Consider the following 21,103-nt stretch of genomic DNA (forward strand, 5'->3'; position numbering starts at 1 on the left):
AAGGCGGCGAGGGTGCGCGGCATTTCGGTGACCAGCGCCTTCGCGAGTCCGAGGAGCCGGGATCCTTTGGCGGGGGATTCCCGCCGGGCCAAAGCCACCTGGGCTGCGACGCCGCGTCCGCGTTCGTCGGCCGGGACCCCGGCCGCGGCGTCGGCGCTGCGCTGGACGGCGTCGAACGCGACCGCGATCCTCGCCTGCGCGGCCGCTGCCGCGGACTTCAAATCTTCCAGGCCACGCAACTGGTTGATCAGTTCGGCGCCGTCAACTGGTGCCGTGCCGTTCGGGAGGTCTGGCCGGAATGAGGTCACGGCATCGATCAAGTCCCGCACCCAGGCACCCGACACCGGACCCGCACTGCCCGCTGGCGCGCCCGTCCCCATCAGCTGCGTTCCCCGAGTCCCCTCCATAACCAAAGCATTCCAGAGGGGTACGACAGTAATGGGCTCAAAAAGCCCTCCCCGCCCAAAAACAGGAAAATTAGTAGAACTTTTTCGGGACCGCTGAGGGGCCACGGCCTTGCAATTAGAGCTTGCCCGCAGTCCCGCATGGTTACCCTGAAGGGGTGACTCGTACACGTCGACTGAGCGTCGTCCTGATCTTGAACCTGGTGCTGGTGGCCGGGTTGCTTGTTGTGGGGATCTCGGCGAATTCTTTGGGCGTGCTCGCGGAGGGCGTGGACTACCTGGCAGATGCTGCCGCTATCGGGGTGTCCTTGTTGGCCGTCCGGGTGTCGAAGCTGCCGCCGACCCCCACGCGTCCACGCGGGTACCCAATGGCCACCACGTGGGCTGCAGGGGTCAACGCTGGCTGGTTGCTCGTCTTGAGCATCGCGATTCTGGCGGGCGCCGCCGGACGGCTCATCACCGGCACCAGCGAGGTTCACGGACTGCCGGTGCTCATCGTCAGCGGGATTGCCGCCGTCGTGATGTTCGTCGGCGCCCTCATCCTCGGCGGTGACGACGGCGGTGACGACGGCGGTGACGACGGCGGTGACGACGACGGCGACGGCGGCAACAAAGCCGGCGGCGACCTGAACATGCGTGCCGTCCTTCTTGATACCGCCGGCGACGCCGCGGCTGCGGCCGGGGTGGCACTGGCCGGTGCCGTCATCTACGTTACGCAGGGCCTTTATTGGCTTGATCCAGTCGTCGCGGCGATCATTGCCCTTGTGGTGGGATATCACGCGGTCCGTTTGCTGATCGAAATCTTCGGGGCACTGAGGGCGCATCGACGCAGTGGCTCGCGGCCATGAGCGCCCCGGCGATGCGCGGGACCGAACGGGTGTTGCGGATAGTCCTCGCGATTGCGATCGTCGGCGGACCCTTGGGCTACCTCGTTGGCGGGCTGCTAGCCCCGGCCATCCACACTTCCGGAGCCTCAACTATTGACGCGAATGCGACGGCTGATCCGGTCACGAACGCCGTGCACGTGGCAGCGTTCGTGATCGCCTCGTTCCTGCTCCCCGCTGGAGCCGCCGGCCTCGCCTACCTCTGTTACCGTCGCATGCCGTGGCTCGCCACGATCGGTGGGCTGCTGGGCGTGGTGGGCTGGCTGCCATTCTCTGCCTTGGCCGCCTTGGATGATCTCGCGAGCACCATGGCTCAGCTTCGGGACGGCGGTTCTTATGCGGCGTTGCTGGATCAGTTCACCAATGACACGGTCATGAACACGTATCTGGTGGTCTACGTTGTTTGCCACTTGGTTGCCTACGTGCTGTTCGGAATCGGGTTGTACCGGGCGGGGGCCATCCCGCTTTGGGCGGCTTGGGCGATGATCGCCAGCAGCCCCCTGACGATCGTCGCGTTCGCTTTCCACGACGGCGGCCGCACCGCCGTCGGCGTTGTTGCGCTGGCCTTGTTGCTGATCGGCGGCCTGCCGGCAGCTCAGGCCATGGTCGCAGCCCGACGCCGGACCCTCCCGTGACAGGGCCGCGTTCTCAACCGGCCGTAGGGGCGCTCAGTCCGCCGGCTGAGCCGTGGCCGAGGACTCTTGACTTCGTGCCTTGTGGAGCCGGTATTCGCGGGCGGTGATCCAGACGATGAAAATATCGAAGGCGGTCAGGAGGACAAGGCCCCAGGAGAAGGCCACGGCGATCCGGTAGCCCTGGTAAAGGATAAAGACCAGCAGGAACGCGATCATCCACGGGTAGGCCCAGAGCTTGTCCTTCAGGACGGCCCAGACCAGGACGATTTTGACCAGGCCGTGGAGCAGCAGGTAGATCGCGCCGAACACTGATGCCGATACCGAGAGGTTCGAGCTCATGTGCACCAGGCTGTTCGCCACGAAGTCGTGGGGATCCTGGGCGAGTTCATGCTGGGTGAGGAACCTGACCAGATCACCGATTTGTTTGGGCGTCACCAGCAAAAGAAGGACGCCGCCGATCAGTTCCAGAACACCGTCCAGGCCCTTCAGGACGAGGCTCACGCGGAATGTCCGGTCGAGCAGGGTTGTTTGAGCCGATTTCGTTGTCATGACACTTCCCTTCGGTACCTCAAGATACATTCTTTCCTATGTCCCTCTCCTCTGAGCCCGCACGAGGTTTCGCCATTGAAACACAAGGCCTGAGCAAGCGCTTTGGCAGCCAAACCGCCGTCGAGGGCCTCACCATGCGTGTGCCGGCGGGAGCCATTGCGGGTTTCATCGGTCCCAACGGGGCAGGCAAGACGACTACCATCCGCCTGCTCCTCGGGCTGGTGCGGCCGGACGCGGGCAGCGCCACGGTTCTGGGCCACTCACTCGCGGAACCCGAGCGCTACCTGCCGCGCGTCGGAGCGCTGGTCGAAGCGCCGGCGTTCTATCCGGGCCTTTCAGGGCAGGCCAACCTGGAGGTGCTTGCCCGCCTTGGAGGCCATCCCGGATCCCGCGTGGCCGAACTGCTGGAGGTGGTGGGACTCTCCGATCGGGCGCGAGACCGGGTCGGGACGTATTCGCTGGGTATGAGGCAGCGCCTTGGGGTGGCGATGGCCCTGCTGCCCGATCCGGAGCTGCTCATTCTCGACGAGCCAGCCAATGGCCTTGATCCCCTCGGCATCATCGAAATGCGCGAGATGCTGCGCCGTTTGGCCGGCCAAGGGAAGACCATCCTGCTCAGCAGTCACTTGCTTGGCGAATTGGAACAGCTCGCTGACTGGCTGATTATGCTCAATCAAGGGAAGGTCCTGTTCTGCGGGCCGGCGCGGGAGCTGTTGGCCCAGCGCGTCGAAGTAGTTGTCGAGTCCCAGGACGCGATCCAGCTGGATGTGGTGGCCCGGATTGCTGGCGACGCCGGTCATGCGGTCACGAGGGAGGACGGAGTCTTGCGCATCGCTTGTCCTGCCGGTTTTGCCGAGACCTTGAACCGGATGGCCAAGGAAGCCGGCGCGCCGGACCTGACCCTCCGGGTACGGGAAGCCAGCCTCGAGCAGCTGTTCCTGGCTTTGATCAAAGGAGACCACCCATGATTTCCGTGATCCGTGCGTTCCGCAGCGAAGTGCCCAAGTTCCGCCGCTGGAGTGTTTTGGCGGTCGCGGGAGCCATGCTGGTGGTGAGCGCTTTTATCGCTTATCTGACGTTCCACCAGATCGCATCCGGAGCCACGGGGCGTGAGATGACAGGCCTGATTGCCGCGTTCCCCACACCCCAGGGATTGGTCTCGATCATTGGCCAGGCCCGATCCTTGATCATTGCCATCGCGCTGGTGATGGTGACGGCCAATCTCGCCGCGGAATGGTCCCAAGGGACGCTGCGCAACTTGTTGGTCTGTGAGCCGCGCCGGCTGCGGTGGTTGGCGGGCAAGATGCTGGCACTGGTGCTTTTCGTGCTGCTCTCGATGCTGCTCACCCTGCTCATCAGCGGCACATTCATCCTCGTGGTTGCCCAAAGCCAGGGGATTCAGACGGCTGCCTGGACCTCTCCGGAGGGTCTGCGGGTCTTCCTGGCGTTCTTGGGCAATGAGGCGCTGTGCCTCGTCGGGGTGAGCGCCCTGGGCATGCTCATCGCCATACTCACCCGTTCGGTCGCGGCCGGCGTCGGAATCGCCCTGGCCTACATCCTGGTGGTCGAAGGCATCATCGCGGTGGTATTGCCGCAGGTCACCCAGTGGTTCCCGGGCCGGGTGTTCAACACCATTGTTGGGACCACTGTGCCCCTGGTTGGCCCGGCCCCGCCCCAGGGCTATCCGGCGGCCCTGGGCGCAGCACTCTTGTGGATTGCCGTCTTCGTTGTGGTGAGCGCCGTCGTTTTCCCACGCCAGGACGTCAAAGCGTGACGGATCGAGCGCGAGGCGAGGCTTCCGGCGTCGTCGGCAACGAGCGCCTCACCGCACTGACAGGTGCGGTGGTGCTGGTGCTGTCGGTGGCGGAGATCGCTACTGTTCCGACCCTGGGCAGCCTGATGGTGGCCCACTTCTTCGTTGGAGTGCTTCTGGCGGGCCCGGTGGTGGCCAAGACGGCCAGCACCGGCTGGCGCTTCATTCGCTACTACTCGCGGGACCCCGCCTACCGCCGCAAGGGGCCGCCCCGGCCACTTCTGCGAGTGATCGCTCCTCTGCTCGTCGCGTCGACGTTCACGCTGATCGGCAGCGGGATCGCCTTGGCCGTCACCGGACCTGCCCCGGAGATCCTGGTCCGGGTGCACGTTGTCAGCTTCTTGGTCTGGCTCGCCACTCTTGCAGTGCACGTCTTCGCCTACGTGAGGCGGGTACCCCGGCTAATAGCCGACGACTGGCGCCCCACCCCGCTGCAGAAGCGCGGGAAACCCGAGCGGTCGCGACGCCGGATGCGCCTGACAGCCAACATTGCGGCCCTCGCGCTGGCCGGGATCCCTGCCGTGCTGCTTCTGCCGACAGCCGCATCATGGGAAGGGTGGCGCGGTCAGGCCGTGACCGGGCCTGGGGTCCTCGCCGTCGTAGTGTGCATCGTGACCGCGGTTGCGGTGTTGCTCAAGCGTCGATGAACTCAGATATCGCTGAGCCCGACCCCTGAGTCATCGAGGCAAGGCGAGCGTTTTCCGGCCGGGGCGCCGATGGATCTGCGGCAGACGCAGGGATGTCCTGGGACTGAGGGCATCGATAGCCAGATAAACCGTTCCATTTTGTTGTAGATGCCGAAGTGCAAAACCGCACCGTCCAGCTTCGGTGCGAGCTCGCGGCTGACACTGATCGCTATTTCCCGTCCGTCGTTCAGGCCGGCACCGGACTCGTGGCCGGGCAGTTCGGTGACGAGGCACTCGAGGTACTTTTTGGGCTCCGTCCGGGAGAAGTAGAGGCCTTGTTTGCGGCAGCCACCAGAACCCTGGTAGCAGTGCAGGGTTCCACCGAACACGTCGATCATGTGCACTGCTTCCACCGTCACGGTGAAGCTGCCGTGGCCCGGGATCTGAACCCCGACGCCGGTGAGGCTCGCCATGGCACGCTGCTGACTCAAACTTCTTCCAAGACGTCGGCGTGGTGGTGGCGCGGTATTCCGTCAAGGGAGTGCTCGGCCTGGAAGATGGCGTCAGTAACGAGCTGGCGGACGTGCTCATTCGCCAGGCGGTAGAACACGCGGGTCCCCTCTTGCCGAGTGGTCACAACACGCCCGAGGCGCAATTTGGCCAGATGTTGGGATACCGCCGCCTGTGATTTATGGACCAGTTCCGCCAGTTGAGTGACCGGTAATTCACCGTCGCGCAGCGCAAGAATGATCCGAACGCGCGTGGCGTCGGCGAGCATCGCAAACACCTCGACAGCTAGCTCGACGTACTGGCTGTCCGGCTCACGTCCGCACACGGCGTTATCTGCATTCATGCTTATATTGTTTCATACGAACACAATGAGGTATATATATTGAGCAAGGTGCCGTTCGTTAGCTGAGGCTCCTTCGCGGAAACATGCCAGCGACCCCCAACGTCGAGAGACGCCCCGGGTCAGGACAGGCCGCCCCGGCATTAAGGGGTGGCCCCGATTGGCTCCCGGAACGCCGGGTTCACGCCGCGAAGTGCCAAAGGTCTTACGAGGAGGGGCAACCGCCGGGTGGGACGCCCGGCCTCCTCCCTGGCTGTGCAGAGCGCCGATTGGAGGTGGTCACCGTATGAGTGATGATCATAAACGATCCAACGGTGCCGCCTCGACGCGGCACTGAATCCAGCTTCTGACGCGGGTTAAGCCTGCGCATGTCTCCCCCCACTAGTCGCCCGCGACTCCACCCGGCTGCCACGAGGGCAGTGCGCTCCGCATGCTACGGGTGGATGTCTTCATGTCCCGGGAAGGACACCCCATGCCCATCAACATCCCCACGGGTCCGCAGCCCACCATGCCTGCGGCACATAAAGCGCCGGCATCCCTTGACAGCGCGCACATCGGCGACATCAAGGGCGCCTTCGGCACCATCAAGGTTGATCAGGAAGGTTCCGGCAGCGGTTGGAAGACCAAACTGAAGACTCTCCTCGCCGTCGTGGGTCCTGGCCTCATCGTTATGGTCGGAGACAACGACGCCGGAGCGTTCGGCACCTACACCCAGGCCGGCCAGAACTACGGCACCTCGCTGCTATGGACGCTCCTGCTGCTGGTTCCCGTCCTCTATGTCAACCAGGAAATGGTGCTCAGGCTCGGCGTCGTCACCGGCGTCGGGCACGCACGCCTCATTCTGGAACGGTTCGGCAAGTTCTGGGGCGCGTTCAGCGTGATCGACTTATTCATCCTGAACGCCCTGACGATCGTGACGGAATTTATCGGTATCAGCCTCGGTCTTGACTACCTGGGCATCCCGAAAGTCATCGGCGTCCTCGTAGCGGCCGCCGTCATCATCGGGGCGGCCTCCACAGGGTCCTTCAAGCGCTTCGAACGCGTCTGCATGATCCTCGTGGCAGGGTCCCTGTTGCTGGTTCCGATCATCGTGATGGCGCACCCAGGCCTGGGCCAGATGGCTCACGACTTCGTGGTTCCCGGTGTACCTGCTGGTTCGGATCTGTCAACAGTCACGCTGCTCATCATCGGAATCGTCGGCACCACCATTGCGCCCTGGCAGTTGTTCTTCCAGCAGTCCTACCTGATTGACAAGCGCATCACTCCGCGTTTCATCAACTACGAAAAGGCCGATCTTTGGATCGGTATCGCCATCGTCATTGTCGGCGCCGGGGCGATCATTGGATTCACGGCCGCGACGTTCGCCGGCCAGCCTGAATTCGGAAACTTCACCGACGCGGGAGGCGTGGCCGAGGGCCTGGGCAAATATGTTGGAAAGACTGCTGGCGTGCTCTTCGCCGTCGCGCTGATTGACGCCTCCATCATCGGTGCCGCAGCCGTTGGTCTGTCTACCTCGTATGCGCTCGGTGATGTCCTTGGCCTGAAGCACTCACTTCACCGCAAGTTTTCCGATGCCAAGGGGTTCTACGCCGTCTTCGCCGGCATCTTGCTGATCTCGGCCATCGTTGTTCTGATTCCTGGAGCGCCCCTGGGTTTGCTGACCGTGGGAGTCCAGGTGCTTGCCGGCGTGCTCCTGCCATCTGCCACCGTCTTCCTGCTCTTGCTGTGTAATGACAAGCAAGTGCTCGGGCCATGGGTCAACGGCAAATTCCTGAACATCTTCACCGCGTTCATCATCGGCATCCTCGTGATCTTGTCACTGGTCCTGACGTCCAGCGTGCTGTTCCCGGACATGACGGGAGGAACCATTGTGGCGATCATCTTCATCGGCGCTGGTGCGTGCCTTCTCGGCTGCATCGCTTATGTGATCTATCGTTCCTTCCGTCCCGGCCCCGCCCGGGAGGCCGTCAGCCACTCCGAGCGCCGCGAGTGGAGAATGCCCCCGTTGACCCTCCTCGAGGCACCGAAACTCTCCACCGCGCGAAGGGCCGGGCTCACGGTCCTGCGCGCCTACCTCCTGATCGCGATGATCCTGGTCATCGTCCGTGTGGTTCAGCTGGCTATTGGCGGCTGAACGCCGAGGGCGTAAATTCCACAGCAGGCCCGTCAAGCCCCCTTCTCCCGAAAGGCTCCCACCGATGAGCACCAAAGACACCTCCAGTGCATCGCGTTTCATGCTTTCAACCCTCCTGCGCCAGCCCGTCCTCGACCCCAAAGGCAACCAGATCGGCGTCCTTGCCGACGTGATCGTCCGTCTCCGCGACGGAGCCTACCCCACACTCAGCGGCCTGGTCGTCAGTGTGGGCAACACCCAGATCTTCACCACGGTCGAGGATGTGGCGGACATCGATGCTGACCGGGTCCGGCTGCGGACTACCAAGCTGGACCTGCGCCCTTTCAGCCGGCGCGAAGGCGAAGTCCTGCTCCAGGAAGACGTCCTGGGACACCGGCTCATCGACACAGAACGCACCGTGATGGTCAAGGCCTACGACATCGAACTCAGCCGGAACGGAGACACCTGGGAGGCCACCGGGCTCGACGTCCATAAGCCCCGCTGGTTCCGGACCGAGCGCAGCCACAAACCCCACGCCACCCGAGATTGGAACCAGTTCCTGCCTCTCATTGGACACAAGGACTCCAGCAAGGTGCGCTCGGAATCGGCACGATTCCGCAAGATGAAGCCGGCCCAGATCGCTGATCTCATTGAGGACTCCTCCGACAAAGAACAGCACGAACTCCTGGCCCAGGTGCACAACGATCCCGAGCTTGAGGCGGACGTTTTTGAAGAGCTCGACGACGACCGGCAGTCGCGGATCTTGAAGGACCGCAGTGACCATGACGTCGCGGATGTGTTGGCCCACATGCGGGCCGACGACGCCGCAGATGCTGTCATGGACCTGCCCCAGGAACGCCGCAAGGCGATCCTTGCCCTCTTGCCGTCAACCCAGCACGCCAAAGTCATGGCCCTCCTTGGCTACCATGACGCAACGGCCGGCGGACTGATGGGAACCGACTACACGGCGCTGCCCTCTACAGCCACTGTCGCGGAGGCGATCAACAGCGTCCGAACTGCCACCGCCCAACAACCGGAAGCACTGACAACCATCTATTCCCTCCACCCGGACGGAACACTCGCAGGGGTCATCGGCCTTGTCCAGGCCCTGCAGTCAGACCAGGACAAGCAGCTCAGCGACGTGTCCGACGCCGAGCCCGTCAGCGCACAGCCCGGCGATGACATCATCGAAGTCACCACCACCATGGCCGACTTCAACCTGCTCACCCTCCCCGTGCTGGACGCCGAACGCCGGATTCTAGGTGTCATCACCGTGGACGACGCCCTCGAAGCGGCGATCCCGAGCGACTGGGCCCGCCGCGAACACCACCGTGCGGCGCCCGGCAGCAACCACGTCGATTCCGAAACACGCGCCGGTCACTAGGCCCGAAGTTGAGCACGGACACGAACATCCTGGTCATGGGACTGGATACGCGGGTCGACGAAAAGGGCCAGCCGCTTCCACCGGAGATGTACGACGCGCTCCACGCGGGGGACCAGAGCATCGGCGGCTACAACTCAAACGTGCTCATGCTCATCCACATCCCCGCGGACGGTTCCAAGGCCACCGGAATTTCCATTCCCCGCGATGATTACGTCCAGGTGAGCGGCATTCCCGGAAGCGATCCGTTCAAGGCCAAAATCAAGGAAGCCTACGGCTACGGGTTCGACGCCGCAAAAAGTTCCCTGATCAACGCCGGTAAAGCCGATGACGACACCACCTATCAAGCAGCCCGCGACGCCGGAAGCAAAGCCGAAATCGCCACCGTCACGCAGTTCCTGGGCGGCGTCCACGTGGACCACTTCATCGAAGTCACCATGGCGGCGTTCTATCAGACGGCCCAGGCCATCGCCCCCATCACCGTCTGCGTCAACCGCGCCACCCAGGACACCTTCTCCGGCGCCGATTTCAAAGCAGGCATCCAGCAGATCGACGCTAAACAGGCCATGGCTTTCGTGCGGCAGCGGCGGGACACGTCCGATCCGAACTACCAATTTTCGGATCTGGACCGCGAACGCCGCCAGCAGGCCTTCATCACATCCGTGTCCCACCAGCTCAAGCAGGCCGGGACCTTCACCGATATCGGCAAGATGCAGGGCGTGCTGGATGCTGTGAGCAAGAACATCGTGGTCGATTCCGATCTGAACCTCATCGAATTGGCGCAGCAAGCAACCTCGCTGACCGGAGGAAACATTTCCTTCACGACGCTGCCGATCACGGGCTTCGGCACGTCCCCCGACGGCGCGTCCATCAACACCGTGGACATCGACCAGGTCCGGGCCACCGTGAAGGAACTTCTCACCCCCGCACAGGCAACTCAGCCGGCGCCCGGTGCTAGCACCACCGCCCCGGACCCGGCCCAGGCCCCGGGGCCGGCGACCGCAGCACCCGAAACCCCGGCCCCCGCCAACTCTGGATCGGCCAATCAAGCACCGACCCCCAGCACCAGCACCTACGCCGACTCCACGGGAGCCCTCCAAGGCGGCAACATTCCCTGCGTCAAATGAGACTTGGCGGTTGACGGTTTCCCGCGTCATCGGGGCCATAACCGGGATGGCCGATTACAATCTGCTTACCCGCTGGTCGCGCCGCGGACCGAGCCACCACGCCAAAACGGCGGGGACAGGAGAATTTCATGAGTGATGGACACCAGGCAAGCTCTCCAGGTCCTCGCCACATGCGCCGCAAGTCCCGGCGTAAATCGATCATCCTGATCTCGGCCACGGCGGTTGTCGCCGCCGTGGCCCTGGCAGCCGCCAGCGCTGTCACCTATGTGGGCGCGACGGCGGTTGCGGTCAACAACAACGTCCAGCGCTCGGATGTCTTGAAGGACATGAAAACCCAGCCCGCGGCGGTGCCGAAACTGACCCAGGACACGAACATCCTGGTCATGGGCCTCGATACAAGGGTTGACGAAAAGGGCAAGCCCCTTCCCCCGGAGATGTACGACGCCCTGCACGCGGGCGATGAGAATATCGGTGGTTACAACTCCAACGTCCTGATGCTCATCCATATCCCCGCGGACGGTTCCAAAGCAACGGGTATTTCCATTCCCCGGGATGACTACGTCCAGGTGGACGGCATCCCGGGGAGCGGCCCGTTCAAGGCCAAGATCAAAGAGGCGTACGGCTACGGTTTCGCGGCGGAGAAGACCTCGTTGATCAACGCGGGAAAGCCCGACGACGACACCACCTACCAGGCGGCGCGCGACGCCGGACGCAAGGCTGAAATCGCGACTGTCACCTCGTTCCTGGGCAGCGTTCACATCGACCACTTCCTCGAAGTCACCATGGCGGCGTTCTACCAGACGGCCCAGGCCATCGCGCCCATCACCGTGTGCGTCAACAAGGCCACCCAGGACACGTTCTCCGGGGCCGACTTCAAAGCGGGCATGCAGCAGATCAATGCCAAGCAGGCCATGGCGTTCGTGCGGCAGCGCCGGGACACGTCAGATCCGACGTACCTGTTCTCGGACCTGGACCGCGAACGCCGCCAGCAGGCCTTCATTGCCTCGGTCTCCCACCAGCTCAAGGACGCCGGGACCTTCACCGATATCGGGAAAATGCAGGGTGTCCTGGATGCCGTGAGCAAGAACATCGTGGTCGATTCCGAGCTGAACCTCATTGAACTGGCCCAGCAGGCCACGTCCCTGACCGGCGGCAACATCTCCTTCTCCACCCTGCCGATCACAGGCTTCGGCACGTCCCCCGATGGTGCCTCCATCAACACCGTCGACATCCGCCAGGTGCAGGCCACCGTCAAGGATCTCCTCACCCCGGTCCCGCCGGCTCCCGCACCGACCCCGACGGCGACCCCGACGACGGCGGCTGCCTCGACGGCGGCGACCGCACCTCCAGCGGCACCCGCCCCAGGGGCTGCAGCGCCAGCCGCTCCGCCTGCACCCCCAAGCAACGTCTACGCGGATTCCACCGGGGCGCTGCAGGGCGGTGCGATTCCCTGCGTGAAGTAGCGCAGCATCTAGGTAGCTCTCTCCGATAGGCTCGGCGAATGAGTGAAAATACCCCGAAGCTCGCAGGCTATTTGGACAAGCAGCAGCCCGGACTTTATCAGGCCCTGTCCGACTACGCGGGTCAGGTCTCTGTCGAGGCGGACAGGACTGGGATCCCGCGCCGCACACTCGAGTTGTTGAACTACCGGGCTTCGCAGATCAACGGCTGCGCTTTCTGCCTGGACCTGCATCACCGCCGCGCCATCGGCTACGGCGAGACCGAGCAGCGGCTTTCCCTGGTGTCGGTGCATGGCGAGGTGGGGCTCTTCGACGAGGCCGAACAGGTGGCGCTTGAGCTTGCCGAACAGATCACGCGCATGAGCACTGCCCGTCCCACTCCCGAGCTGTTCGCACGCGCGCGGAAGGTCTACACCGAAGAACAGATCAGCGTGCTGTGCATGGCGTGCATCGGCATCAACGCCTTCAACCGCTTGTCCATCCTGAGCGAGCACCCTGTGCGCAAGGCCCGTCCGTCGTCCTGAAGGGCGCGGAGTCGCAGGATTCCTCTCAGCCTGGTGGAGGCTCGGTGCTCGAATTCTTCCGCTTAATGTGCCACCACAGGTACAGACCCCAGCATCCGAGGCTCAATGCGATGACTGATGCAACTGGCGCGATGAGGAAGCGCCCACGAAGGGGCAGCCAGTAGGCTAAATAGCTAAAAGGGTCCAGGCGAAGGCTAAAACCGCCAACAGGCTTACTCCTGCTACACCTCCGCGGCTTTCCGACCGCGTGGTCGCTCCGGTTTCAGCGTTGCATCCACAGGCTGTGGTGCCGTTGAATCGTCGTAGCAGTCGGAGCCGGAAGACGATGAATCCAAGGAAGAGAGCGATCACTGCACCACCTGTGATCATGGGCTGCACGTGAAGCACCAGTAGGACGGCGAGGACGGCCTCGGCAGCACAAAGAGCAACGATCCCGATGCGAGCCCGAGGCTCGTTCGTGTTGAAGAGCTCCGCATAATATGACGAGAGCTTCCCGCGGGCGCGGAACTTTTGGATGGCGGGGAACAGCAGCGTCGCTGCCAAATATCCCGTTAGTGCGATCCGCAGGACGGTCATCGACTACCTAAGCGGTGTTCTTCGAATCGGCCCGCGCTTGGCAACGACCCTGGCTTCCCAACGCGCGTAGTCCTCGGGGCTATCGGGGATTGATTCAACTCCGAGGACAATGAACGTAGTTTTGGGATCCTTGCCGCGAAATTCCTCGAGGGAGACAGGGATGAAACTGCCATCTGGTAGTTCCATGTCAAAGCTATACCCCCCATGATGTTCGAGCGCGAACTCTAGGCTGATTATTCCCTTGTTACTAGGGTCAGGAGACTCCCCTGAAGGATAATCCCCTACATATTCAAGAAGTACTTTGTTTTTCATGTCAACCTCACCAAATGTGGATTAATTTCAGTGTGTAGCCGTGTATAAAGCTAGCAGAGCACACAGGTATTTATCTCACGATCCGGCCCGCAACTTCCGAGGCAAACCGTGCAATACACTTTGTAATACTCCCACCATACGCCGTTTATGCAGCTCATTCCGATGAATTTTTGTGCTGTGCTGACGCAATGCTGGTGAGCTGGGTCCGCGAATGCGCTCCCGGCTGCAGACGCCAATCCAGCTGCTGAAATCGCACCCACGCCGAGAGTTCCTGCCATCCCCTTCATGAAGGATCTTCTCGTGCTGGGCCGGCGAGGAACCTTGCTTTCATCACGATCCATGATGCTCGTCCATTCTCTTCGATGTTGTTGCTAACGCCTTCCGAAGCGTCAACTGCCCGCTGATCACGGCACGTGAACGCGAACCGGGCATAGAGCCGGGTGAGCAGCGGTCGCTAGAGTTCGGGCCTTTGGGGTCCCGGCCCTGCCAGTGAGCCCAAGAGGGTGGCGACACAAGGTTGGTCGGCTATACCGGTTATTCACTCGCCGAATTAGGTGACCTGCGCGCCCGAGTTGCCCCACGAGTGGAAGCCGCCCCAGGTGGAGTAATACGGCGTGGAGTAGTACGTTTCCACTGCGTTGTGACCAACGGCCCAGTTGTATCCGTTGCGATAGTTATCGTGGACGGCGGCGGAAACGGTGTTGTTTCCGTTCCAACAAAAGTTCCCGTTCTCTTTCGTTTCAGCCTTGGCCACGCCGTAATAGAGCCAGCTGCTGCCGCCCCAGAACGTGCCCGGGTTGCACATGTATGGCTGGGCCGCCCATGTGTCGGCTCCATAGGCACTTGCCGGTGGAGCTGATAGGAACCAGGAGCACACGATTGTGAGAGCAACGATCGTAATTCGCTTAATGTTTTTCATACTTCCCCCAAAATTTATGATCGCAATTTTGCGCTGAACGTTGACCGCTCGTCTATTGGTTACTCGGCTCCAGTACAAGAAGGCTGGGGGCGATCTGCTTCCATTGGCCGCCCTTGCTCGTGGCCGCAACGGCGTCCGCGCTCTTCAGCGTATTTCCGGCCGCTCCGTGTGGAGATATCAACCAAGCCTGTTCGCTACGGTCATCGTTGCCGACTCGAAGCCCATAGCCCTCGAAGCCCTTGACGTTGGTGCAGGCCAAACCGAGGGGCTCGGCAGCTTTCCCGATGGTTGCGATGCAAATCTTGTCCGAACCGCGAGTGACGGCGAAGTATCGAGCGTTCGGACCGGCCCCAAGAAAGCGGGCGTTTGTGAGATCGGCGCCGGTTGGCGCAAAAGTGGCAATGAATGTGTCCGGTAATTTATCAGACTCCGCCTGTCGCGATAAGAAAGCCGGAACGACGTCTGAGGCTGATGATATCGACGGAGGAGCGTTGAGCGTTGCGGCGGTAAGTGTGATGGCGGAAACGCCGACTGTACCGACGAGAATGGTTGTTTTTATTGATGTGCGCATGAATTTCCCCCCGAAATTCCAAACGTCTTTGTAAGTTCCCCGAAGGTAGCAGAAAAAAGAAATTTGTTCAATGATAGTGTGGTCAGGCAAATATAATGATGCTTACAATCTCCTCTGCTCGTCTGGCATGGCATCTAGGGGATCTAATTCCGGCAATTTCCGCGACTTTCCGACTGCAGTCAGCGCCCGAACATCTGCCAGGGATCCACACCCATCCAAGCCGCCGCCAGCAGAGGCGCCACGGCCGGGATCCTGACGTCGGCGATCTGCCAGGTTCTTGCCTTCGGACGGCGTTCGTCCTCCATGTTTCTTCTTCGGGCGGGCGGCTCGAGCGAGCCGACAGTGGTCCGGGCTGGACAGCCTGCGGCAAACTTCGGTCGACTAGCCCAGGTCACCGGGTGCAGGAGGCGCCGGACAGCAAACCAATCTCCGCACCTACCTGTCGACGGCCACGCTTTGCGCCCGCAGCGGACGACTTCTCGGTCGGACGCGCCGGAATCTTGCCTCCGGGATTCGCACTTTCGATAATCCATTCGTAGGATTTGCCTATGTCTATGGGGAGATCAGTTCGTAAAGCAGTTATTCCGGCCGCCGGTTTGGGCACGCGGTTCTTGCCTGCCACCAAGGCGATGCCAAAGGAGATGTTGCCGGTGGTGGATCGGCCGGCTATCCAATATGTGGTCGAGGAGGCCGTGGAGGCGGGCCTCATTGACTTGTTGATGATCACCGGTCGTAATAAGCGCGCTCTTGAAGACCATTTCGACCGGGCACCTGATCTTGAACGCACGTTGGAGCTGAGGGGCGACGAAGCCCGTTTGGACGCCGTGCAGCATGCCTCCGGGCTTGGGCCCATCCACTATGTTCGGCAGGGCGAACCGAAGGGCTTGGGGCATGCCGTGCTGTGCGCCAAGCAGCACGTTGGGGACGAACCGTTTGCCGTGCTTTTGGGGGACGACCTGATTGACGAGAACGATCAGCTCTTATCAACCATGATCGACGTCCACGCGAAGACCGGCGGCTCGGTGATTGCTCTCATCGAAGTGGATCCGTCGCAGATCAGCGCATATGGCTGCGCGGACGTTACACCCATCGCGGGGGAGGATTACGTCTGGGTCAACAGCCTTGTGGAGAAGCCTTCCGTTGAGGAGGCGCCATCAAACTTGGCCGTCATAGGGCGCTATGTCCTGCATCCGGCTGTGTTCGGTGTCCTCGAAGAGACCGGGCCAGGGCGCGGTGGCGAGATCCAGCTGACCGATGCGCTTCAGACCCTCGCTAAGGGCGAAGGCGAAGGCGCGGGCGTTTACGGGGTGGTCTTCCGCGGACGTCGCTACGATACCGGGGACAAGCTCAGCTACTTGAAGGCCGTCATTACGCTGGCGTCCGAGCGGGCCGAATTCGGCGAAGACCTCAAAACCTGGATGAAGGCGTTCCTGGGTTAGGAGTGCTGCATGCTTAGCCGGGCATAGCGGAGAATCCTGAGGATGGCCGGGGCGAGTTCGTCTTCCATCCGTAGGTACGCGTCGGCGCCCTGTTTGTAGGGGTCGGCGACGTCGTTGTCCGAGGATGTTGCCGCAAGGACGAGGTGGCGCACGGAGGATGCCCGTGCCGGCAGTTCTCGCCATTGTTGGGCGTAATCAGTGCCCGACGGCGGCGCGTCGCCTCGTTCTTCAAGGGCCGTCACCATCCGTGCGAACTCCCTGATGGTGAACGTCCGTTTGAGCAGGGAGGCATCCAGCTGCAGCACTTCACCGCGATGGTGGGACGCCATAGTGAGTACTAGGTCCGATTCCCGAAGGACTTTCGAGGTGAGCTGCCGGGCCGCGAAATCCTCGGGAGTGCCGCCGTACGTTCGGATGATGTCTGCGGACAGCGGTTGGATGGGGCTGCCGACCATGGCGCGGGTGCCGGCGCTGCGGACTTCGAAGCCGCCGGGGAGGACCTGGTCCAGGCCTGCTTGAAGCAGTCGTTCGGCTACGGGGGAGCGGCAGATGTTTCCGGTGCAGACGGTCAAGATCCGAATGGGGTGGGGCGTTTCCAAAGGTATAGCTCTTTCACTAGCTGGCAGGCGTGCGTGGCACCTGTGTTTTACAAGTTAACACGGGAGTCGTGATCAGGAATGCCGCATCAGCGCGAAAGCAGCGACGCCGATGGAAACCATGGCCAGCAGGATCAGAAAAATGACGGGCCAAGCCTCACCCGGAATGGCCGGAATACGTGGAATCGTAGGCAACTCCACTCTGAAGCTCAGCCTCTTGCGGCGTCGCCAATGTCTCCCCATGTTCATAAATTACCGTATGCGCAAACAAGGAGGGGTTGTTTCCGGATCACCGGAAACAACCCCTCCTTTTGTTTGGCGTTTAGGCTGTTGCTACGGTTTCGTTCTTTGCGCGGCGGCGGGCCACCACTACAGAAGTCGTGCCGGCTACGAGTGCGCCAGCGCCAACCAAGCCCCAAAGAATCAGGCTGGAGTCGACGCCGGTGTTGGCCAGGCCGACACCGCCGGTGTTTGCCAGTGCTGCTCCACCCGTGTTTGCCAGAGCGGCCGGTGCGGCCGCAACGACGGTCGCCGTGACGGTGTGCCCGGATTGTGCGCCCACTGCGGTCAGCTGGTAGGTACCTGCTTCGGTGAGCGTGACCGGCACAGCGAAAGCGCCGTTGGCGTCGGCAGTCGTATTCACTTCGGTCGGAGCGAGCGAAAGCGAGCTGCCAACTGCCATGACTGCCGCGCCTGCGCCGGGTGCTGCTGCACCCTGCGGCCCGCCGGGTGCTGTGATGACGATGCTGATGTGGATGGTTTCACCGTGGGCGAAGCCGGTTCCGGAGAAGGTGATGGTTGCGCCGGGCGTGACGATGGATCCCGAAACGGCGCCGTGGTCGACCGGTGCCGGGTACGTGACGGCCATTGCCGGAGCCGAGCCGACGAGTGCGATGCTGCCCGCAAGCGCGAGCACTGCAAGTGTTTTCTTCAATTTTTGTCCCCCTGAGACCTTTGGTACGTGCTTGAGAACTGCTACGTAATTCATTGCGATGATGTGATTTCATTCACCACGAACACGTGAACTGAAATCCGAGACCTACCCAAGAGAGAAGCTATCATCCTAAGGCTGCTTACTGCAAAGTAAATCCAAACTCGTTACAAAGGGTTAACACCCCGTCTATCCTGCGGCTCCACAGCTTGCCGATTGAGTCGGGAGTATTACCTTGTCCATGGATTGAACAGTTGGTGTAACAACGACCTCAGGCTGGCTGTGCTGGACGATCTTGATAAAAGTGAACTCAATCGTGCTGGTCTGTCCTGGAGCCAGTCGCTCCGATAAGGTGCCCACGGGGCGGTCACCGTGGAGCTGCGAGCCGAAGGGAACTGTCTTCCCGTCCTGAGTAGCGCTTTGAACATAGGCCTGGGCGGGTCCGTACGCAATTACGTTCGTTTGCACCGATCCAGCCGGTACGCCGTAGGCTCCTCCTGCTGTGACGTAATTTGGCAATGAGGTCGCGGCATCAATGGGAGCGGTGTTGGTGCTCGTGATTCGAACCCTGACGGTCCCGTAACCATCGGCAGCTGTGCACTGCTGGATAAGCTGGACGGTGCGTTTCACGTAGTAGTCCATTTTGGCGCCCGTGCCGTCATTGAAGTACGCGCCGAATTGGGCCGCCGGCACACTAGGGCCGGAAATGGAGCCGCTGAGAGTGTACTTCTCGAGAACGGACTGTTCTTCCGTGTCCGCTGACCAGAGCAGGACCCTGTGCTCGTCTACGCCCTTCCCAACTCCGGCAAGCAGGCTTTTCGCCTCGCCTTTACCGGAAGATAGGGCACCGAAGATTTCCTTCGCCACGGCAGCGAAGTAGACGTCCTGTGCGTTTGGGTCCTTGATTTGGGCATAGACGTCAGAGAGCAGAGTCTTCACGACGTTCTTGCCGGAGAGCTGGGCAGGCAATTTCCCTTCAGTAAGAGCCATCATCTGCGGCTCTTGAAGACTGACGGGACCTGTGGCATCCAGAATGTATCCGAGCGCCACAGGATCGATCGAGATGACGCCGTCAAGTAGCTCGCCCTTCTTCTGCTCCCACATCTTTAGCGCAGTAGCAGCGGAGGTGGGAAAGTCGGGAGTGAAGTTGACGTCCTGCATGAAAGTGCCCATTCGAGAGCTGTAGATACGTTCCTGTTCGGCGTCCACCGATATTGGCGGATTGAATGCGCCCAGTTCGGTGGCGCTGCTTTCAGCGGAGAGACTGAGTTTGCCCTTGTCTGCTGTAAGAACTACCAGTGCGCCGGGAATACCACCGGTGGCGCGGGCCTCCGCATTGTTCTGCACAAGGAGTAGGTAGTGCCGCGGCTTGTCCGAGCCCAGCATGGCAGGGGCTAGAGCGGCTGCGTCGGACGCCGTGTTCAACTCATCCACTGTGGAAGTGAGTTGCTCCCTGGCTTGAGTCAGCGGCCCCGAGATCTGCGGGAGAAGGCTGCTGGCGTCGATCCCGTTTAGGCGTTCTGCTGAGGCGCGGACTGCTTGTGCGGCCGAGGCGACCGCGGGGGCTGCTTTTCGAATTGGTTCAAGGTCCGTCCCGCTGCCGCTTGGCATGAGTTTGTCCCAGTTCAGGGAGTCATAGACCTTAACCAGGGGAGCGATCGCCAAATTTGCGACATCGTCGGCAGAGCGGGCAACTTCTGCTGTGGCCGAGAAATTCGCTCCGAGCCAAGGAGCGGCCGAGACCAGGGTCCAGAGAGGATCGGATGCGGCGTCCCGGGCCGCCGCAGTATGGCGACGTAACTCATCAACCTCGGAAGATACGTCCCCCGAACGATTCTGAAGGACACTCTCCTTGAGCTTGGGCACCAGCTGCGCTGAGGACTCAAGCTCGGCCTTTATGGTGAAGGCCTTCGCGGTTATCCATAAGGCTGCGGCGCCACCGGTCACCAGAAGTACAGCTAAGCAAATTCCGATGGTCAACAGGGGGCGCCGGCGTCTTCTTGAGAGAGATCTCCTGGTGGACCTATGCAGTTCGTTTTCGTCTGGTATCGGTTCGATTTGTTGACTATCGTTCACTCTTTATGGCCTTCCGAGTCCGCGGTACTGCCAGCCGGAGGCGCGCCATTTGGCAGCATCCAGGACGTTTCGTCCGTCAAGCATTCGAAGCCCATTGACGCGCTCGCTGACCTCAAAAGGATCAAGGTCTTTGTATTGCTGCCATTCCGTTAGCAAGAGCAGCGTATCGGCTCCAGCCATCGCGGTATCCAGATCCGGCTCGTATTGCAGTTCCGGGAAACGTTTCTCAGCGTTTTGCAAGGCTTTCGGGTCTGTGACCGTCACAACGGCACCTTGGAGTTGGAGTTGGGCAGCGATGCTGAGCGCTGGCGAGTCCCTAACGTCGTCGCTTTCGGGTTTGAAGGCAGCACCGAGGACCGTGATGTGTTGTCCCAGTAGGCTTCCTCCGCAGAGTTCGCGTGTCAGCTCAACAACCCGTGTGCGGCGGCGCATGTTGATGGAATCCACTTCCCGCAGGAAGGTCAACGCTTGATCGGCGCCCAGCTCGCCTGCCCTGGCCATGAAGGCCCTGATGTCCTTGGGAAGGCACCCACCGCCGAAGCCGATGCCGGCGTTGAGGAATTTGCGGCCGATCCTGTCATCCATTCCGATAGCATCGGCTAGTCGGGTCACGTCAGCCCCGGAAGCTTCGCAAACCTCCGCCATGGCGTTAATAAACGAGATCTTGGTGGCCAGGAACGAGTTGGCTGCTGCTTTGACGAGCTCTGCTGTCGGGTGGTCTGTGACCAATCGTGGGGTGCCATTTGCCAGCGGAGCGGAGTAAACCTCGTCCAAAATGGTGACGGCAGCATGGTCTTCCGAGCCTTCCTCGACGCCGTAGACCAGACGGTCTGGGGAAAGAGTGTCCTCGACTGCGTGCCCCTCACGTAAGAACTCAGGATTCCACACGAGGTGGGCATCGGGTTGATACTCGGACAAAAGGTCAGCCAGACGGGAAGCGGTCCCGACCGGGACAGTTGACTTGCCGACCACAAGGTCGCTTGGTCTTACATTTGGGAGGAGCGCCTCCATTGCTGCATCGACATGGCGCAGATCGGCGCCATTTTCGCCTTTCTTCTGGGGTGTCCCCACGCATATAAAGTGAACGGTGCTCCCGGCGGCGGCAGATACATCGGTGCTGAACGACAGCCGTCCTGTTTCTTGCACGTCCTTGAGTAGTTCATCCAACCCTGGTTCATAGAAGGGCGCTCTAGACGCCGAGAGCTCAAGGATCCTTCTTTCGTCTATGTCAATGCCGACTACTTCGTGTCCGAGTTTCGCCATGCAAGCGGCGTGCACGGCACCCAAATAGCCGCAACCAATGACTGAGATGCGCAT

At 61.6% G+C, this 21,103-nt stretch carries 23 protein-coding genes, 1 pseudogene and 1 riboswitch; of the genes and pseudogenes, 11 read left to right on the forward strand and 13 right to left on the reverse strand.

What is annotated here, in order from left to right; genetic code table 11:
* Positions 1–407, reverse strand: a pseudogene (locus BMF89_RS22435) (HNH endonuclease); the annotation flags it as partial.
* Positions 408–562: 155 nt separating this feature from the next.
* On the opposite strand from BMF89_RS22435, the gene BMF89_RS14165 reads away from it, so the two are divergent.
* Both BMF89_RS14165 and BMF89_RS14170 read left to right on the forward strand, forming a co-directional pair.
* A complete protein-coding gene (locus BMF89_RS14165) occupies positions 563–1,252 on the forward strand; it encodes a cation diffusion facilitator family transporter (RefSeq protein WP_171983499.1) in 690 nt (229 codons plus the stop codon).
* Positions 1,249–1,923 carry a hypothetical protein gene (locus BMF89_RS14170; protein WP_139359670.1) on the forward strand — a complete coding sequence of 225 codons (675 nt, stop codon included), beginning with the start codon at positions 1,249–1,251 and terminating at the stop codon, positions 1,921–1,923. The genes BMF89_RS14165 and BMF89_RS14170 overlap by 4 nt, the downstream gene beginning before the upstream one ends.
* 33 nt (positions 1,924–1,956) lie before the next feature.
* On the opposite strand, the gene BMF89_RS14175 is transcribed toward BMF89_RS14170, so the two are convergent.
* Positions 1,957–2,472, reverse strand: a complete 516-nt coding sequence (locus BMF89_RS14175; protein WP_171983500.1) for a DUF2127 domain-containing protein — start codon at positions 2,470–2,472, stop codon at positions 1,957–1,959.
* Between the two features lie 38 nt (positions 2,473–2,510).
* Here BMF89_RS14175 and BMF89_RS14180 point away from each other — a divergent pair, with 38 nt between their 5' ends.
* From BMF89_RS14180 to BMF89_RS14190, 3 genes are read left to right on the forward strand one after another with little or no spacing between them, the layout of a single operon-like run.
* Positions 2,511–3,440 carry an ABC transporter ATP-binding protein gene (locus BMF89_RS14180; RefSeq protein ID WP_078107753.1) on the forward strand — a complete coding sequence of 310 codons (930 nt, stop codon included), beginning with the start codon at positions 2,511–2,513 and terminating at the stop codon, positions 3,438–3,440.
* Positions 3,437–4,246, forward strand: a complete 810-nt coding sequence (locus BMF89_RS14185; RefSeq protein ID WP_078107754.1) for an ABC transporter permease — start codon at positions 3,437–3,439, stop codon at positions 4,244–4,246. Before BMF89_RS14180 ends, BMF89_RS14185 begins: the two co-directional genes overlap by 4 nt.
* Positions 4,243–4,932: a hypothetical protein gene (locus BMF89_RS14190; RefSeq protein ID WP_078107755.1), complete on the forward strand. Its 690-nt coding sequence runs from the start codon at positions 4,243–4,245 to the stop codon at positions 4,930–4,932. The genes BMF89_RS14185 and BMF89_RS14190 overlap by 4 nt, the downstream gene beginning before the upstream one ends.
* Positions 4,933–4,934: 2 nt before the next feature.
* On the opposite strand, the gene BMF89_RS14195 is transcribed toward BMF89_RS14190, so the two are convergent.
* A complete protein-coding gene (locus tag BMF89_RS14195; protein ID WP_253190822.1) occupies positions 4,935–5,402 on the reverse strand; it encodes a peptidase in 468 nt (155 codons plus the stop codon).
* The gene (locus BMF89_RS14200) at positions 5,399–5,764 is read right to left on the reverse strand and encodes a metalloregulator ArsR/SmtB family transcription factor (RefSeq protein WP_078107757.1); all 366 of its coding nucleotides are present in this window, start codon (positions 5,762–5,764) and stop codon (positions 5,399–5,401) included. The genes BMF89_RS14195 and BMF89_RS14200 overlap by 4 nt, the downstream gene beginning before the upstream one ends.
* Positions 5,765–5,811: 47 nt before the next feature.
* Positions 5,812–5,983, forward strand: a riboswitch (M-box (ykoK) riboswitch).
* Between the two features lie 250 nt (positions 5,984–6,233).
* On the opposite strand from BMF89_RS14200, the gene BMF89_RS14205 reads away from it, so the two are divergent.
* From BMF89_RS14205 to BMF89_RS14225, 5 genes are all read left to right on the forward strand, one after another.
* On the forward strand, positions 6,234–7,895 hold the full coding sequence (locus tag BMF89_RS14205; RefSeq protein ID WP_253190823.1) for an NRAMP family divalent metal transporter: 1,662 nt from the start codon (positions 6,234–6,236) through the stop codon (positions 7,893–7,895).
* A gap of 64 nt (positions 7,896–7,959) precedes the next feature.
* On the forward strand, positions 7,960–9,258 hold the full coding sequence (locus BMF89_RS14210; RefSeq protein WP_078107758.1) for a CBS domain-containing protein: 1,299 nt from the start codon (positions 7,960–7,962) through the stop codon (positions 9,256–9,258).
* Positions 9,259–9,266: 8 nt separating this feature from the next.
* Positions 9,267–10,382, forward strand: coding sequence for an LCP family protein (locus tag BMF89_RS14215; protein ID WP_078107759.1), 1,116 nt, complete (start codon positions 9,267–9,269; stop codon positions 10,380–10,382).
* A 128-nt stretch (positions 10,383–10,510) separates the two neighbouring features.
* Positions 10,511–11,845, forward strand: a complete 1,335-nt coding sequence (locus tag BMF89_RS14220; protein ID WP_078107760.1) for an LCP family protein — start codon at positions 10,511–10,513, stop codon at positions 11,843–11,845.
* 38 nt (positions 11,846–11,883) lie between these two features.
* Positions 11,884–12,366 (forward strand): carboxymuconolactone decarboxylase family protein, encoded by a 483-nt coding sequence (locus BMF89_RS14225; RefSeq protein WP_078107761.1) that lies wholly within the window; start codon positions 11,884–11,886, stop codon positions 12,364–12,366.
* Positions 12,367–12,531: 165 nt separating this feature from the next.
* Here BMF89_RS14225 and BMF89_RS22795 read toward each other — a convergent pair whose 3' ends face one another.
* The 5 genes from BMF89_RS22795 to BMF89_RS22630 all read right to left on the reverse strand — a co-directional run bounded on the left by BMF89_RS22795 (position 12,532) and on the right by BMF89_RS22630 (position 15,049).
* Positions 12,532–12,942: a MauE/DoxX family redox-associated membrane protein gene (locus tag BMF89_RS22795; RefSeq protein ID WP_078107762.1), complete on the reverse strand. Its 411-nt coding sequence runs from the start codon at positions 12,940–12,942 to the stop codon at positions 12,532–12,534.
* A 3-nt stretch (positions 12,943–12,945) separates the two neighbouring features.
* The gene (locus BMF89_RS21655; RefSeq protein WP_139359671.1) at positions 12,946–13,254 is read right to left on the reverse strand and encodes a hypothetical protein; all 309 of its coding nucleotides are present in this window, start codon (positions 13,252–13,254) and stop codon (positions 12,946–12,948) included.
* Between the two features lie 550 nt (positions 13,255–13,804).
* Entirely contained in the window at positions 13,805–14,059 is a 255-nt protein-coding gene (locus BMF89_RS14235) for a hypothetical protein (protein WP_078107763.1), read from the reverse strand.
* A 166-nt stretch (positions 14,060–14,225) separates the two neighbouring features.
* Entirely contained in the window at positions 14,226–14,834 is a 609-nt protein-coding gene (locus tag BMF89_RS14240) for a hypothetical protein (RefSeq protein ID WP_139359672.1), read from the reverse strand.
* An 89-nt stretch (positions 14,835–14,923) separates the two neighbouring features.
* A complete protein-coding gene (locus BMF89_RS22630) occupies positions 14,924–15,049 on the reverse strand; it encodes a hypothetical protein (protein ID WP_290439680.1) in 126 nt (41 codons plus the stop codon).
* A gap of 243 nt (positions 15,050–15,292) precedes the next feature.
* On the opposite strand from BMF89_RS22630, the gene galU reads away from it, so the two are divergent.
* The gene (gene galU / locus BMF89_RS14245) at positions 15,293–16,183 is read left to right on the forward strand and encodes a UTP--glucose-1-phosphate uridylyltransferase GalU (RefSeq protein ID WP_078107765.1); all 891 of its coding nucleotides are present in this window, start codon (positions 15,293–15,295) and stop codon (positions 16,181–16,183) included.
* Here galU and BMF89_RS14250 read toward each other — a convergent pair.
* The 4 genes from BMF89_RS14250 to BMF89_RS14265 all read right to left on the reverse strand — a co-directional run bounded on the left by BMF89_RS14250 (position 16,180) and on the right by BMF89_RS14265 (position 21,103).
* On the reverse strand, positions 16,180–16,782 hold the full coding sequence (locus BMF89_RS14250) for a low molecular weight phosphatase family protein (protein ID WP_078107766.1): 603 nt from the start codon (positions 16,780–16,782) through the stop codon (positions 16,180–16,182). The two genes, galU and BMF89_RS14250, sit on opposite strands and share 4 nt — an antisense overlap.
* Positions 16,783–17,101: 319 nt before the next feature.
* Complete coding sequence (locus BMF89_RS14255) at positions 17,102–17,713, reverse strand: LPXTG cell wall anchor domain-containing protein (RefSeq protein ID WP_078107839.1); 612 nt, start codon at positions 17,711–17,713, stop codon at positions 17,102–17,104.
* Between the two features lie 186 nt (positions 17,714–17,899).
* Positions 17,900–19,690: a DUF4012 domain-containing protein gene (locus BMF89_RS14260; RefSeq protein WP_253190824.1), complete on the reverse strand. Its 1,791-nt coding sequence runs from the start codon at positions 19,688–19,690 to the stop codon at positions 17,900–17,902.
* 99 nt (positions 19,691–19,789) lie between these two features.
* Positions 19,790–21,103 (reverse strand): UDP-glucose/GDP-mannose dehydrogenase family protein, encoded by a 1,314-nt coding sequence (locus BMF89_RS14265; RefSeq protein ID WP_078107768.1) that lies wholly within the window; start codon positions 21,101–21,103, stop codon positions 19,790–19,792.

Origin of the sequence: Arthrobacter sp. SRS-W-1-2016 (assembly GCF_002009585.1) — a bacterium.
Classification (GTDB): domain Bacteria; phylum Actinomycetota; class Actinomycetes; order Actinomycetales; family Micrococcaceae; genus Arthrobacter; species Arthrobacter bambusae_A.

Excerpts from the sequence above, each read along its gene's own strand:
- BMF89_RS14170 (WP_139359670.1), top strand. The coding sequence starts at position 1,249 with ATGAGCGCCCCGGCGATGCGCGGGACCGAACGGGTGTTGCGGATAGTC.
- BMF89_RS14175 (WP_171983500.1), bottom strand. The coding sequence starts at position 2,472 with ATGACAACGAAATCGGCTCAAACAACCCTGCTCGACCGGACATTCCGC.
- BMF89_RS14180 (WP_078107753.1), top strand. The coding sequence starts at position 2,511 with ATGTCCCTCTCCTCTGAGCCCGCACGAGGTTTCGCCATTGAAACACAA.
- BMF89_RS14185 (WP_078107754.1), top strand. The coding sequence starts at position 3,437 with ATGATTTCCGTGATCCGTGCGTTCCGCAGCGAAGTGCCCAAGTTCCGC.
- BMF89_RS14200 (WP_078107757.1), bottom strand. The coding sequence starts at position 5,764 with ATGAATGCAGATAACGCCGTGTGCGGACGTGAGCCGGACAGCCAGTAC.
- BMF89_RS14205 (WP_253190823.1), top strand. The coding sequence starts at position 6,234 with ATGCCCATCAACATCCCCACGGGTCCGCAGCCCACCATGCCTGCGGCA.
- BMF89_RS14210 (WP_078107758.1), top strand. The coding sequence starts at position 7,960 with ATGAGCACCAAAGACACCTCCAGTGCATCGCGTTTCATGCTTTCAACC.
- BMF89_RS14220 (WP_078107760.1), top strand. The coding sequence starts at position 10,511 with ATGAGTGATGGACACCAGGCAAGCTCTCCAGGTCCTCGCCACATGCGC.
- BMF89_RS14225 (WP_078107761.1), top strand. The coding sequence starts at position 11,884 with ATGAGTGAAAATACCCCGAAGCTCGCAGGCTATTTGGACAAGCAGCAG.
- BMF89_RS22795 (WP_078107762.1), bottom strand. The coding sequence starts at position 12,942 with ATGACCGTCCTGCGGATCGCACTAACGGGATATTTGGCAGCGACGCTG.
- BMF89_RS21655 (WP_139359671.1), bottom strand. The coding sequence starts at position 13,254 with ATGAAAAACAAAGTACTTCTTGAATATGTAGGGGATTATCCTTCAGGG.
- BMF89_RS14235 (WP_078107763.1), bottom strand. The coding sequence starts at position 14,059 with ATGTGCAACCCGGGCACGTTCTGGGGCGGCAGCAGCTGGCTCTATTAC.
- BMF89_RS22630 (WP_290439680.1), bottom strand. The coding sequence starts at position 15,049 with ATGGAGGACGAACGCCGTCCGAAGGCAAGAACCTGGCAGATCGCCGAC.
- galU (WP_078107765.1), top strand. The coding sequence starts at position 15,293 with ATGTCTATGGGGAGATCAGTTCGTAAAGCAGTTATTCCGGCCGCCGGT.
- BMF89_RS14265 (WP_078107768.1), bottom strand. The coding sequence starts at position 21,103 with ATGCGCATCTCAGTCATTGGTTGCGGCTATTTGGGTGCCGTGCACGCC.